11 protein-coding genes are annotated in these 12,888 nt (G+C 62.8%); 6 read left to right on the top strand and 5 right to left on the bottom strand.

Annotation, left to right across the window (positions count from 1 at the left end; translation table 11 throughout):
* Positions 1-19: 19 nt before the first annotated feature.
* Positions 20-1,255, bottom strand: a complete 1,236-nt coding sequence (locus tag NZ453_RS07040; RefSeq protein WP_263769765.1) for an MFS transporter — start codon at positions 1,253-1,255, stop codon at positions 20-22.
* Between the two features lie 252 nt (positions 1,256-1,507).
* Between NZ453_RS07040 and NZ453_RS07035 the strand changes: the two genes are divergently transcribed.
* The 4 genes from NZ453_RS07035 to NZ453_RS07020 all read left to right on the top strand — a co-directional run bounded on the left by NZ453_RS07035 (position 1,508) and on the right by NZ453_RS07020 (position 5,337).
* Positions 1,508-2,482 (top strand): quinone oxidoreductase family protein, encoded by a 975-nt coding sequence (locus tag NZ453_RS07035; protein WP_263769764.1) that lies wholly within the window; start codon positions 1,508-1,510, stop codon positions 2,480-2,482.
* A complete protein-coding gene (locus NZ453_RS07030) occupies positions 2,482-3,813 on the top strand; it encodes a TAXI family TRAP transporter solute-binding subunit (RefSeq protein WP_263769763.1) in 1,332 nt (443 codons plus the stop codon). The genes NZ453_RS07035 and NZ453_RS07030 overlap by 1 nt, the downstream gene beginning before the upstream one ends.
* Entirely contained in the window at positions 3,810-4,439 is a 630-nt protein-coding gene (locus tag NZ453_RS07025; protein WP_263769761.1) for a nucleotide-binding protein, read from the top strand. The genes NZ453_RS07030 and NZ453_RS07025 overlap by 4 nt, the downstream gene beginning before the upstream one ends.
* Positions 4,440-4,539: 100 nt before the next feature.
* Positions 4,540-5,337, top strand: coding sequence for a response regulator (locus NZ453_RS07020; RefSeq protein ID WP_263769760.1), 798 nt, complete (start codon positions 4,540-4,542; stop codon positions 5,335-5,337).
* A gap of 64 nt (positions 5,338-5,401) precedes the next feature.
* On the opposite strand, the gene NZ453_RS07015 is transcribed toward NZ453_RS07020, so the two are convergent.
* Positions 5,402-5,848 (bottom strand): glycine zipper domain-containing protein, encoded by a 447-nt coding sequence (locus NZ453_RS07015; RefSeq protein WP_263769759.1) that lies wholly within the window; start codon positions 5,846-5,848, stop codon positions 5,402-5,404.
* Positions 5,849-6,060: 212 nt separating this feature from the next.
* Between NZ453_RS07015 and dnaE the strand changes: the two genes are divergently transcribed.
* Positions 6,061-9,537 carry a DNA polymerase III subunit alpha gene (gene dnaE / locus NZ453_RS07010; RefSeq protein WP_263769757.1) on the top strand — a complete coding sequence of 1,159 codons (3,477 nt, stop codon included), beginning with the start codon at positions 6,061-6,063 and terminating at the stop codon, positions 9,535-9,537.
* A gap of 23 nt (positions 9,538-9,560) precedes the next feature.
* On the top strand, positions 9,561-9,830 hold the full coding sequence (locus NZ453_RS07005; protein WP_263769756.1) for a hypothetical protein: 270 nt from the start codon (positions 9,561-9,563) through the stop codon (positions 9,828-9,830).
* Between the two features lie 150 nt (positions 9,831-9,980).
* Here the strand turns inward: NZ453_RS07005 and NZ453_RS07000 are convergent, their stop codons facing one another.
* The 3 genes from NZ453_RS07000 to leuC form a co-directional block, all read right to left on the bottom strand.
* Entirely contained in the window at positions 9,981-10,583 is a 603-nt protein-coding gene (locus NZ453_RS07000) for a peroxiredoxin (protein ID WP_263769755.1), read from the bottom strand.
* A gap of 205 nt (positions 10,584-10,788) precedes the next feature.
* Positions 10,789-11,427, bottom strand: a complete 639-nt coding sequence (gene leuD, locus NZ453_RS06995; protein WP_263769754.1) for a 3-isopropylmalate dehydratase small subunit — start codon at positions 11,425-11,427, stop codon at positions 10,789-10,791.
* A 16-nt stretch (positions 11,428-11,443) separates the two neighbouring features.
* Positions 11,444-12,850, bottom strand: a complete 1,407-nt coding sequence (gene leuC / locus NZ453_RS06990) for a 3-isopropylmalate dehydratase large subunit (RefSeq protein ID WP_263769753.1) — start codon at positions 12,848-12,850, stop codon at positions 11,444-11,446.
* Positions 12,851-12,888 lie beyond the last annotated feature (38 nt).

Raw genomic sequence — 12,888 nt, 5'->3', positions numbered from 1 at the left:
CCGCAGTGAGCGCGTGCCGTTATCCCTGCTGATTGTCGTGTACCGGAATCACCGGCGCGTCCGCCGACTGAGTACCTGTTCGAGCCGCCGCGCTGGCGAGGCGAGCGGCAACGACCGTCATGGCCACGGCGAAGGTGGCGTAGAAAATGAATCCCGCCTTGATACCCCATTCCTCGGCCAGCCAGGCCATGACGAACGGGAAGGCGAATGCCCCGATGCCGCCGCCGGTGGCGGCGAAACCCACTGCCTGGCTCTGCGCGCGCGGGAAGCATTTGCCGATCAGCGTGATGACCGTCGGGTAATAGATCGAACAGCCCAGTCCGACCAGAAAGACGAGCACTTGGCCGACCCCGGCCGGGGTGCCCGAGGAAGCGGCATAACCGAGCAGTGTCAGCGCGATGAGTGCGCCTGCGGCCAATGCCGAGAAGGCGATCAGCAATCGTCCATGCCGTTCGCCTTTGTAAAGCAGCGGGATGCCGAAGCGGCCGGCGAGTACGCCAAACCAGAACACCGAGACGAGAAACGCGCCAGCGGCGGCCGAATAGGCGAAAACGCGGCTGAAATACTCCGCGACCCAGTTCGAGACGCCGAGCTCGACGCCGACGTAGAGGAGGAGCGCGCCGAACGCAAGCCAGTAGGCCGCCGACTGATGCGCGGGTTCGGCCGCACCCGCCTCGGCGGTCTCCTCCGATCCTGCGTCCGGCAGCGGGGTGAGTACGACGACGACAGCGAGCAACGCAAAGATCGCGGCGATACCCCGAAAAACGAGCACCCAGCCGATGTCCGATGCGATCAGCACACTCACCGCCAGCGGCCCGGCGATGGCGCCGACGGCGAAGGCGCCATGTATGAGGTTCATCGGCCGGCCGCTGTGGCGGGTATCGATGCGCAAGGTGGTCCAGTTGACGCCGATTTCGATACAGCCTTGCCCCGCGCCGATGACGGCACTCAGAACGGTATTACTCAACGGGTCGGCCGCTGTGGCGAAAAACGCCAGTCCCGCGACGATGCTGCCGAGTCCAAGCAGGAAGACCGTGCGCGGGCCGTAACGTTTGACGAGGTGACCGGCCGCGTAGGTGAACACGAAATAGGCCACCGCGCCGGCGCCGATGACGATTCCGGCCGCGAGGTAACTCCACTTGAAATCGGCCAGGATCTTGGGCAGCGTGGCCCCGATGATCGTAAACGACGTGCCGTAAACCGCGAAAAGAGAAAAGAGCGTGACAAACAGCCGGCGGTGTTGAGGTTCGATCATGGCGCCATTTTACGGGCAATCGTCCCTCGTCAGCGCTCGCTTGATCCACGTCCTGAGCGTCGCTTACCCACAGGTTTTGCACAGCCCCTCTGGATAAGTCTGTGGATTGTTTCAACGGCATGCTCCTGGCTTGCCCGCTGCCCGGGGAGCGGCTAGGCTACGATCTGCATGCCGTTGCCGGACGGACCCTTGGGCTTCGTTCGCAAAACGGCACACCGATCGATGACTCGTTGATTTTGCAAGGAGAGAACCATGCCCTACGCCATTCGCTTTCATCAGACGGGAGGACCGGAAGTCCTGCGTTGGGAAACCGTCGCCGTCGGCGACCCCGCGCCCGGGGAAGTCCGTGTGCGCCACGAGGCGGTGGGGCTAAACTTCATCGATACCTACCATCGCTCAGGCCTATATCCAGTACCCTTGCCGTCTGGACTCGGCACCGAAGCCGCAGGTGTCGTCGAAGCGGTCGGCGAAGGCGTCAGCGAGGTGTTGCCTGGCGATCGCGTAACCTATGCCCTTGGCCCCCTCGGCGCCTACAGCGAAGTACGTTGCTTGCCGGCCCGGCATCTGCTCAAGCTGCCGGACGGCATCGATTTCAAGACGGCGGCGGCGATGACGTTGCAAGGGCTGACGGCGGCGTATCTGTTGCGCCAGACATACCGCGTGCAACCGGGCGACACGATCCTGATCCACGCCGCCGCCGGGGGCGTCGGCCTCATCGTTTGTCAATGGGCGAAAGCGTTAGGCGCAACGGTGATCGGCACGGTCTCCACCGAGGCGAAGGCAGAACTGGCCCGGGCGCATGGGTGCGACCACGTCATCTTCTATTCGCGTGAAGACGTCGCCAAGCGGGTGCGAGAACTGACGGGCGGTAAAGGCGTTTCCGTGGTTTACGACGGTGTTGGTAAGGACACTTTCACCGGCTCGCTCGACAGCCTGCGTTCGCGCGGCATGCTGGTCACCTTCGGCAATGCCTCCGGCCCGGTTCCGGAAATCAGCCCGCTGTTGCTCTCGCAAAAGGGATCGCTCTTCCTCACGCGTCCGAAGCTTGCCGATTACGCTGCTGAACGGGGCGACCTCGTGACACTAGGCCAAGAGCTCTTCAATGTCGTGGGATCGGGGCAAGTGAAAATCGAGGTTAACCAGACGTTCCCGCTTGCTAAGGCCGGGGACGCACACCGGGCCCTCGAAGCACGACAGACAACCGGTTCGACGGTTCTCCTGCCGTAATGAACGCCCTGCGCGCGAAGTTCATTTCGATTCGCGATCTGCTGGCGACGGCGTGGCCGATCGTTCTCATCACGGCGATCGGCTTTGTCATTGCCTACCAGTTCGTGCAGCCAGCTCCGCCCCGCCGGATCACCATCACCACCGGCGGAGAAACCGGAGCGTACTACGCGTACGCCAAACGCTACGCCGAGCTTCTCGCCGTCAACGGCATCACCCTGGAGATCAAGACATCGGCTGGTTCCGCGCAGAATCTGGAACGCCTAAAAAACGGCGAGGCCGACGTGGCGCTCGTGCAAGGCGGTATTCAAGACGTTGCGAGTGAGGACACCGCCAATCTCGTGTCGCTGGGAAGCGTATCGTACGAGCCGGTGTGGGTTTTCTATCGCAATGACCGGCGCCTTGATCGCCTGCATCAGCTCGATGGACGGCGCATCGCGGTCGGTGAGGAGGGCAGCGGCATTCGTGGGCTTGCGCTGCAGCTGCTCGAAGCGAACGAGATTGCCGGGAATGCGCCCAACCTGTCCCCGGTCACCGGCCTCAACGCCGCGGAGGAACTGCAGCAAAGCCGCATTGACGCCACCTTCGTCGTCGCCGCACCGGAAGCGCCCGTGGTGCAAGTGCTGTTGCGTTCGCCCGGCGTGCGCGTCATGAGCTTCAGTCAGGCGGATGCTTATACGCGGCGTTTTCCGTTCCTCTCCCGCATCGTTCTGCCGCGCGGAGTTGTCGACCTCGTACGGGATACGCCTCCGCGCGATACGGTGTTGCTGGCGACCACCGCCAACGTCGTCGTTCGCGACGATCTGCATCCAGCCTTGGCGAGCTTGTTCCTGCAGGCGATGAGCGAGGTGCATGGCAAGAGCGGCTTTTTCCATGCGGCCGGAGAATTCCCGGCCTACCGTGATCGCACTTTCGAGCTTTCCGCCGATGCGGCGCGTTATTACAAATCGGGGCCGTCATTCCTGCAGCGCTATCTGCCGTTCTGGCTCGCGGTGCTTGTCGAACGGCTATTCGTGCTCGTCGTTCCGGTCGTCGTCCTGCTGCTTCCGTTGCTCAGGCTCGCGCCGTCGGTGTATAGCTGGCGGGTACGATCGAAAATCTTCCGCTGTTATGGCGATCTGAAATTCATGGAGAACGAGATTCGGCAGCATTACGATGCCGCCCGACACAGCGAATATCTCGCGCGGCTCGACCGCATCGAAGAAGACGCGTATTCGCGCAACATCCCGCTCGCCTTCAGCGATCTGCTTTACACCTTGCGCGAACACATCAATCTCGTACGCCAGAAGTTGCAGCATCTTCAATCCGGACAAATCACGGAAACAACGTCATGAAGTCCTTTCTGATCGCGAACCCCAAGGGAGGGTCTGGAAAAACGACGCTGGCGACCAATCTCGCCGGCTATTTCGCGCGTAGCGGGCATACCACGATGCTGGGCGACACCGACCGCCAGCAGTCGGCGCGCGATTGGCTGTCGATTCGTTCCGAGCTTCTGCCACCCATCCATAGCTGGGAAGTTGAAAAGGGTCAGCCAGCTCGTCCGCCACAAGCGACCACGCACGTCGTCCTGGACAGCGCGGCCGGCGTTCACGGCAAGACGCTCGAATGGATGCTCAAGCAGGTAAATGCGGTCATCGTTCCCGTGCAGCCGTCGCTATTCGACATTCTGGCCACGCGGCATTTCCTGGAAGCGTTGCTTGAGGAGAAGGCCGTGCGCAAGGGGCGTCTCGCTGTAGCTGTCATCGGTATGCGCGTCGACCCGCGCACGCGGGCGGCGGGCGAATTGGAGCGCTTTCTCGATTCGTACGAGTTGCCTGTCCTGGCCTGTCTGCGCGATACCCAGATTTACGTGCAACTCGCCGCGGCCGGCATGACGTTGTTCGACGTCTCCGGGAGCCGCGCTGAAAAGGATATCGCGCAGTGGCAGCCCATCATCGACTGGGTGGACCGCCAAGAGTGAGGCAGGAAGCGGGAGGCGGGCGGAACCGGCCGCGTTTGCTTTTTCTTTCCTCCTCCCTCGCGTATAGTCGGACGCAGTTAGTCGGACTCAGGGAGCAGAAATGAATTTCGCAGGCAACGAACTCGACGCGCTGCTGGTCGAGCCATCCAAGGTGCAGCAGCGGATCATCATCGAGGCGTTGCAAAAGTTGGGAGTCGTGCAGATCAAGGCGGTCGAGAGCGGGAGCGACGCCCTGGCGCAGATGCGTCGCGCCAAACCGGCGATCGTTGTGAGCGCGATGTACCTGCCGGACATGTCGGGCACGGACCTGATTACGGCCATGCGCGACGACAAGCGCCTGGCCGCCGTGGCATTCATTCTGATCTCTAGCGAGACGCGGCCGCATATGCTCGAGGGCGTGCGCCAGTCCGGCGCCTGCGCCATCCTACCCAAGCCCTTTACGCCAGCGCAGCTTGACCGCGCGATGCGCGCGACGTTGGACTACTTGAATCCGTCCGATTCGCTCCAGGTGCAAGGCGTCGATCTCGAAGCCTTGCGCGTGCTGATCGTTGACGACAGCGGCAATGCACGGCGTTTCATTCGGCGCGTGCTCAGCAACCTCGGCATCGAGCATTTTCTTGAGGCCGAAAACGGCCGTCAGGCGGTCGAAGTTCTCGGCGGCAACCTCGTCGACCTCGTCATCACCGACTACCACATGCCGGAAATGGGGGGGCAGGAACTCGTGGAGCACATCCGCAGCCAGGGCTGGCAGAGTTCGGTGCCGATTCTGATGGTGACCAGCGAGCAGAACAGTAGTCGCTTGGCCGCTGTCGAGCAAGCGGGAGTTTCGGCGATCTGCGACAAGCCTTTCGAGCCGAGCACGATCAAAACGTTGATCGAAAAGGCGCTTGCCGCGTGAGAGTGCGCGGCGCCCGGCCCCTTATTGAATCACTGCGGCCTGTTCTCTCCGTCGCCGTCCGGTTTTAGCGCCAATCGCGATCGCGGCCGTAGTAACCGTCGTGTCGATAGTAATGATGGTGGTGAGGCCGCCCGTAGGCCGGGACGTAGACCACCGGCGGCGTGACGACGCGCACAGGTGGCGGTGCGTAATACACCGGGGGTGGGGCGTACGCCGGCACCTGATAGACAGGCGGAGGGGCGTAGACCGGTACGGGCGCTGGGGCCACGTAATAGCCATGGACGCGCCGGTAATTGCGGTCGCGGTCATTGTCCGACGCGATCGCCGCGCCTGCGGCCGCACCAACCGCGCCACCGATTACGGCGCCATTGCGGCCGCTGACCTGATTGCCGACGACCGCTCCTAGTCCGCCGCCGACGATGGCTCCGATTACGGCGTCGTTCGCCAGGGCGGCGTTTGCCGTCAGCAGACCGAGCGAAAGGGTGACGGCGCTGACAAATCCCTTGTTCATGATGATCTCCGTGCGTGTCGTGACGATCGCAGAATAGCCCGTTCCGTCTTCCGCGTTGTGGCTACGCCGTAAGGATGTGTAAAGAGTTGTTTCAGCCGTCTGCTGCTCTTTTCCAAAACGAAGGCTCGGAATTTCAGCACCTTGCGCTGCCGGGGGTGGAAAGAGATTCCCATCACGCCGCCGACCAGGGCGACGCGCGGTAAAATGGCGGGATGCCCGATACCCGTTTCGTCCATCTCCGTCTGCACAGCGAATACTCGGTCACCGATGGCATCGTCCGCCTCGATGATGCCGTGGCGCGGGCGGCGTCTTGCGGTATGCCGGCGCTTGGGCTGTCCGATCTCGCCAATCTGTTCGGGTTAGTGAAGTTCTACCTTGCAGCACGCGGCAAAGGGGTCAAGCCGGTTCTCGGTTGCGACATCTACCTCAGCAATGAGTCGGACGCAGACCGGCCGTACCGCATGCTGCTCATCTGCCGCTCGCGCGAAGGTTACCACCAGCTGTGCGAGTTGCTCTCGCGGGCTTATCTGGCGCCGCGCGTGCGTGGCCGTGCAGAGATCACGCGCCAGATGCTCAACGACGTCGGCTGCAGCGGCCTGATAGCGCTTTCGGGCGCTGGCGCCGGCGATGTCGGCGAGGCGCTACAGCAAGGCAATCTCAGCCAGGCGGCAAGCCGGGCTGGCTATTGGGCCGAATTATTCCCAAACGCCTTCTACCTCGAAGTACAACGCGTGTATCCGCGCGGCCATGGCGCTCAGGAGGCGCTGGTCGCGGCGACGGTTTCCCTTGCTGCCGATCTCGGGTTGCCCTTGGTGGCCACCCATCCGATCCAGTTTCTTGAACGCGACGACTTCAAGGCGCACGAGGCGCGCGTGTGCATCGCCGAGGGCTACATGCTCGGCGACGCCCGCCGGCCGCGGTTATACACCGAAGAGCAGTACTTCAAGTCGCCCGACGAAATGGTCGAGCTGTTCAGCGACCTGCCCGAGGCGCTGGAAAACACCGTCGAAATTGCCAAGCGCTGCAATCTGCAGATCACGCTCGGCAAGAACTATCTGCCGATCTTCCCGACGCCGGACGGCATTTCGCTGGACGACTTTTTGGTCATGCAGGCCGAACAGGGATTGGAACGGCGCCTGAAGCAGCTTTTCCCAGACGAGGCGGAACTCGAGAAGCAGCGCCCGACCTACGAGGCGCGGCTGAAGACCGAGACGCAGACGATCGTTCAGATGGGATTCCCGGGCTACTTCCTGATCGTTGCGGACTTCATCAACTGGGCCAAGAACAACGGCGTTCCGGTCGGCCCCGGGCGAGGCTCGGGCGCGGGCTCGCTGGTCGCTTTCTCTCTCGGCATTACCGACCTCGACCCACTCAAGTATGCCCTGCTCTTTGAACGTTTCCTGAACCCGGAGCGGGTGTCGATGCCCGACTTCGACATCGATTTCTGCCAGGACAACCGCGGCCGCGTGATCGAATACGTGCGCGACAAATACGGCCACGATGCCGTTTCGCAGATTGCCACGTTCGGCACGATGTCGTCGAAGGCGGTCATCCGCGATGTCGGGCGCGTGCTCGATCTGCCGTACAACTTCTGCGACCAGCTTTCCAAGCTGATCCCGGTCGAGCAGAACAAGCCGCTGTCGCTCTCCAAGGCTGTCGAGGCCGAGCCGCAGCTCAAGCAGCGCATCGAGGAGGAAGAGGAGGTCAAGGAGCTGTTCGAGCTGGCCGGCCGCCTCGAAGACCTGACACGGAACATCGGCATGCATGCCGGCGGCGTGCTCATTGCGCCCGGCAAGCTCACCGACTACTGCCCGCTGTACTCGGCCGATGCTGGAGCCTCGGTTGTCTCGCAGTACGACAAGGACGACGTGGAAAAGGTCGGGCTCGTGAAGTTCGACTTCCTCGGCCTGCGTAACCTCACCATCATCAAGCTCGCCGTCGACTACGTCGAGCGGCTCACCGGTTCGCGCCCCGACCTCGACGCGCTGACCTTCGACGACCCGGCCGCGTACAAAATCCTGAAGGACGCCAACACGACGGCGATCTTCCAGGTTGAATCGGAGGGCATGAAGAAGCTGCTCAAGAAGCTGCAGCCCGACCGCTTCGAAGACATCATCGCCGTTCTCGCGCTCTACCGTCCCGGCCCGCTCGGCTCGGGCATGGTCGATGACTTCATCCTGCGCAAGAAGGGTCAGCAGAAGATCGACTACTTCCACCCCGACCTCAAGGGGAGCCTCGAACCGACCTACGGCGTGATCGTGTACCAAGAGCAGGTGATGCAGATCTCGCAGATCATCGGCGGCTATACCCTCGGCGGCGCCGATATGCTGCGCCGGGCGATGGGTAAGAAGAAGGCCGAGGAGATGGCCAAGCACCGGGCCACGATCGCGGAGGGCGCGGCGAAGAAGGGCTACGACCCGGCGCTGGCCGAGCAGCTCTTCGACCTGATGACGAAGTTCGCCGAGTACGGCTTCAATAAGTCGCACACGGCCGCGTATGCCGTCGTTACGTACCAGACCGCCTGGCTCAAGGCGCATCACTGCGCCGCCTTCATGGCGGCGTCGTTGTCGTCCGACATGGACAACACCGACACGGTGAAGATTTTCTACGACGATGCGATCGGCAACGGGCTGACGATGCTCGGGCCGGATGTCAATGCGTCCGAGTACCGGTTCGCGCCGGTCGACCGCAAGACGATTCGTTACGGCCTCGGCGCCGTCAAAGGCACGGGCGAGCAGGCGGTCAATGTGATCCTCAAGGCGCGCGCCGAGGGCGGCCCGTTCAAGGATCTGTTCGACTTCTGTCAGCGCGTGGACAAGCGCATGGTGAACCGGCGCACGATCGAGGCGCTGATTCGCGCCGGCGCTTTCGACTCGCTCGACGACCACCGCGCGCGGCTGATGGCCTCCGTCGGTATCGCCATCGAAGCCGCCGAGCAAGCCGAGCGCAACGCGATGCAGGTGAGTCTCTTCGATGTGTTCGGCGAAGAGACGCGTGCCGAGCATGGCCCGCAGTACCAGGAAGTGCCGCGTTGGACCGAGCGCGAACAGCTCACTGAAGAGAAAATTGCGCTCGGCTTCTTCTTCTCCGGGCACCCGTTCAACAGCGTCAAAGCCGAGGTGTCGCGTTTCGCGCGCAAGTCGCTTGCCACGCTGCAGCCGAAAAAAGAGCCGCAGTTGCTCGCCGGGCTCGTCGTCGGTGTGCGCACCAAGCTGACCTCGCGCGGCAAGATGGCCTTCGTGCAACTCGACGATGGCACGACCTCGCTCGAAATCTCGGTGTTCAACGAACTGTTCGACGCTGAGCGGGCCAAGATTCGTGAAGACGAGGTGCTGGTCATCGAAGGCAAGGTGCAGCGTGACGATTTCGCCGGCGAAGGCAAAGTACGTGTGATCGCCGAACGCCTGCTGACTCTGGCCGAGGCGCGCGGCCGCTTTGCCAAGCACCTCCGGCTCTCGCTCAACGGGCAGGCGAGCGGACCCAACGCGCGTTCCGCCGTGCAGCGCCTGCAGGCCGCCCTGGCGCCGTTTACGCCGGGTAACTGCCCCGTTCGCCTGGCTTACCGGAACGCCCAGGCGGCCTGCGAGTTGGCCTTGGGCGAACAATGCCGCGTGCGCCTCGAAGATGATTTGCTGAACACACTCGGCGATTGGCTGCAGGCCGAGAATGTGACGATCGAATACGCCTGATTCTCCTCCGCTAAGGAACGTCCATGCTGCCACCGTCCTTCCGCCGTCTTACCGTCGCGAGCCTCGTCGCCTTGTTGGCTGCCGCTTGCGGCGATCGGATCAATATCGAAAATTACGGCAAGCTCAAGGCCGGGCAGTCTTACGACGAGGTGCGCGCAATACTCGGCGACCCGGCGCGCTGCGACGAAGCGCTCGGCGTGCGGTCGTGCCAGTGGGGCGACGAGAAACGCGGCATCTCGGTCAATTTCCTCGCCGGCAAGGTCGTGCTGCTCTCGGCGTCCAACCTGAAGTAGGCGGCTGTTGCGCGCGGCGCTGGCAATATCATTCAACTCGCTCAATCAAACGGCTGAAAACGAAAAAACGGCCACGGAATGCCTTCCGTGGCCGTTCTTTTCGCGCCCGATCTTCCGGGCGCCAGGCGGTGGGATTCTATCGATCGATGATCAGAGTTCCTGCGCGTGTTGGGCGAGGTACTCGGCGACGCCCGAGGTGGAGGCCTTCATGCCGGCCTTGCCCTTGTTCCAGCCGGCCGGGCAGACTTCGCCGTGCTCTTCAGTGAATTGCAGCGCGTCAACCATGCGCAGCATCTCGTCGATGTTACGGCCGAGCGGCAAATCATTGACGACCTGATGGCGGACGACGCCGTTGCGGTCGATCAGGAACGAGCCGCGGAAGGCGACACCCCCGGCACCAAACTCGACGTCATAGGCGCGGCAGATTTCGTGCTTCACGTCGGCGACGAGCGGATATTGCACTTGGCCGATGCCACCGTTGTTGACCGGTGTGTTCTTCCATGCGAGGTGCGTGAACTGCGAGTCGATCGACACGCCGATCACTTCCACGCCACGCTGCTTGAATTCGTTCAGGCGGTGGTCGAAGGCGATCAGTTCGGACGGGCAGACGAAGGTGAAGTCGAGCGGGTAGAAGAACAACACCGCGTACTTGCCCTTGATGTGCTCGGAGAACTTCATCTCCTTGATTTCGTTGTTTCCAAAAACGGCGTTGGCGGTAAAGTCCGGAGCTTGCTTGCTGACGAGAACGGCCATGATGTTTTTCTCCTTGAGTGGCTATTGAAACGAAGCGTGCAAAGCGTGCCTATCTCGCACGCGAACCCACCTTAGTGTAGTTGTCCGGCCGCAAGTTCCCAGCGAAAGAGCCGCTTCTCGCTCGGCGCACAAAAGCAACGGCCGCCGGGCCTCGGTCCAGGACCGAAAACCGGGCGGCCGTTTCGAGGAACGGCGCAGCGGCGTCTTAAGCGAACAGCCAGGGCTGCGCGGCCTTGTGCCGCGCTTCGAAGGCCTTGATCTCGCCGGCGTGCTGCAATGTCAGCCCGATCTCGTCGAGCCCGTTGAGCAGGCAGTGCTTGCGGTGCGGCGTGATGTCGAAGGTGAAGCTGAAGCCGGTCGGCGAAGTGACCGTCTGCGTCTTCAGATCGACGTCGAGCGCATACCCCTCGGTAGCCAGGCACTCGCGGAAGAGCCGGTCGACGTTCTCGCTCGACGCGACGATCGGCAGCAACCCGTTTTTATAGGTGTTGGCGAAGAAGATGTCGGCAAACGACGGCGCAATGATGACGCGGAAGCCGTAGTTCTCGATCGCCCACGGTGCATGCTCGCGGCTTGAGCCGCAGCCGAAGTTGTCGCGCGCGAGCAGAACTTCAGCACCCTGATAACGCGGTTGATTAAGGGCGAAGTCGGCGTTTTTCGGACGGTTCGTGCAGTCCATTTCCGGTTCGCCGTGATCGAGGTAGCGCCACTCGTCGAACAGGTACGGGCCGAAACCGCTGCGCTTGATCGACTTCAGGAACTGCTTCGGGATGATCGCGTCGGTGTCGACGTTGGCGCGGTCGATCGGGCAGACGATTCCGTGGAGTTTGGTGAAAGCTCTCATGTGTTCTCTCCTCTGATCAGGCTTGGCGGACGTCGACAAAATGGCCGGCAATGGCGGCAGCGGCGGCCATCGCCGGGCTCACGAGATGTGTGCGTCCGCCGGGCCCTTGGCGTCCCTCGAAGTTGCGGTTCGATGTCGACGCACAACGCTCGCCTGGCGACAACCGGTCGGCGTTCATCGCCAGGCACATCGAGCAGCCCGGCTCGCGCCACTCGAAGCCGGCGGCGGTGAAGACCTTGTCGAGCCCCTCGGCTTCGGCCTGACGCTTGACGATGCCAGAGCCCGGGACGACGAGCGCCAGCTTGATGTTGGCCGCCACTTTCTTGCCCTTCGCTACAGCGGCGGCGGCGCGCAGATCCTCGATGCGCGAGTTGGTGCACGAACCGATGAATACCTTGTCGATGGCGATTTCGCTCATCGGCGTATCGGCTTTGAGGCCCATGTATTGCAGGGCGCGCTCAATGCCGGCGCGCTTGATCGGATCGGCTTCGTTGGCCGGGTTCGGCACTTTGCCGCCGATGGCCGTCACCTGTTCGGGCGACGTGCCCCAGGTGACCTGCGGCTGAATCGCGGCAGCGTCGATTTCGATGACTGCGTCGAACTTTGCGTCGGCGTCCGATTTCAGCGTCTTCCAGTAGGCGACTGCCTTGTCCCAGTCGGTACCCTTCGGCGCGAACGGGCGGCCTTCGAGGTAGGCGATGGTCTTCTCATCGACGGCGACGATGCCGGCGCGTGCGCCGCCTTCGATCGCCAGGTTGCACAAGGTCATGCGGCCTTCCATCGACAGACCTTCGACGGCGGTGCCGGCGAACTCGACGCAGTAGCCCGTGCCGCCCGCCGTACCGATGCGGCCGATGATCGCCAGCGCCATGTCCTTGGCCGTAACGCCCGAGCCGAGCTGCCCATTGACCTTGATCTGCATGGCTTTCGACTTCTTCTGCACCAGCGTCTGCGTGGCCATGACGTGCTCGACCTCGGAAGTGCCGATGCCGTGCGCCAGCGCGCCGAAAGCGCCGTGCGTCGCCGTGTGGCTGTCACCGCACACCACGGTCATGCCGGGCAGCGTGGCGCCGTTTTCCGGCGCGATGACGTGGATGATGCCCTGGTTGGCGTGCTTGAACGGGAAGTAGACCTGCGCGCCGAATTCCTTGATGTTGGCGTCGAGCGTATCCACCTGTTGCTTCGAGATCGGGTCCTCGATGCCGCGGTCCCAATTGTTGGTCGGCGTGTTGTGGTCGGGTACGGCGACGATCGTCGTGTTGCGCCACGGTTTGCGACCGGCAAGGCGCAGGCCCTCGAACGCCTGCGGACTGGTTACCTCATGCACGAGGTGGCGGTCGATGTAAAGCAGGCAGGTGCCGTCCTCTTCCTGGCGGACGACGTGGCTGTCCCACAACTTGTCGTAAAGGGTCTTACCGGCCATCGATAGGTCTCCTGGCTAAGCGCGCCATCGGGCGCGGG

It is taken from the genome of Propionivibrio soli (assembly GCF_025770765.1).
GTDB lineage: Bacteria > Pseudomonadota > Gammaproteobacteria > Burkholderiales > Rhodocyclaceae > Propionivibrio > Propionivibrio soli.
Note: the sequence above shows the minus strand (reverse complement) of the source record. Positions and strands in the feature narration are given on the sequence as shown.

Bases quoted from the DNA above. Each gene is read 5' to 3' on its own strand.
- NZ453_RS07040 (WP_263769765.1), bottom strand. From the start codon at position 1,255: ATGATCGAACCTCAACACCGCCGGCTGTTTGTCACGCTCTTTTCTCTT.
- NZ453_RS07035 (WP_263769764.1), top strand. From the start codon at position 1,508: ATGCCCTACGCCATTCGCTTTCATCAGACGGGAGGACCGGAAGTCCTG.
- NZ453_RS07030 (WP_263769763.1), top strand. From the start codon at position 2,482: ATGAACGCCCTGCGCGCGAAGTTCATTTCGATTCGCGATCTGCTGGCG.
- NZ453_RS07025 (WP_263769761.1), top strand. From the start codon at position 3,810: ATGAAGTCCTTTCTGATCGCGAACCCCAAGGGAGGGTCTGGAAAAACG.
- NZ453_RS07020 (WP_263769760.1), top strand. From the start codon at position 4,540: ATGAATTTCGCAGGCAACGAACTCGACGCGCTGCTGGTCGAGCCATCC.
- NZ453_RS07015 (WP_263769759.1), bottom strand. From the start codon at position 5,848: ATGAACAAGGGATTTGTCAGCGCCGTCACCCTTTCGCTCGGTCTGCTG.
- dnaE (WP_263769757.1), top strand. From the start codon at position 6,061: ATGCCCGATACCCGTTTCGTCCATCTCCGTCTGCACAGCGAATACTCG.
- NZ453_RS07005 (WP_263769756.1), top strand. From the start codon at position 9,561: ATGCTGCCACCGTCCTTCCGCCGTCTTACCGTCGCGAGCCTCGTCGCC.
- NZ453_RS07000 (WP_263769755.1), bottom strand. From the start codon at position 10,583: ATGGCCGTTCTCGTCAGCAAGCAAGCTCCGGACTTTACCGCCAACGCC.
- leuD (WP_263769754.1), bottom strand. From the start codon at position 11,427: ATGAGAGCTTTCACCAAACTCCACGGAATCGTCTGCCCGATCGACCGC.
- leuC (WP_263769753.1), bottom strand. From the start codon at position 12,850: ATGGCCGGTAAGACCCTTTACGACAAGTTGTGGGACAGCCACGTCGTC.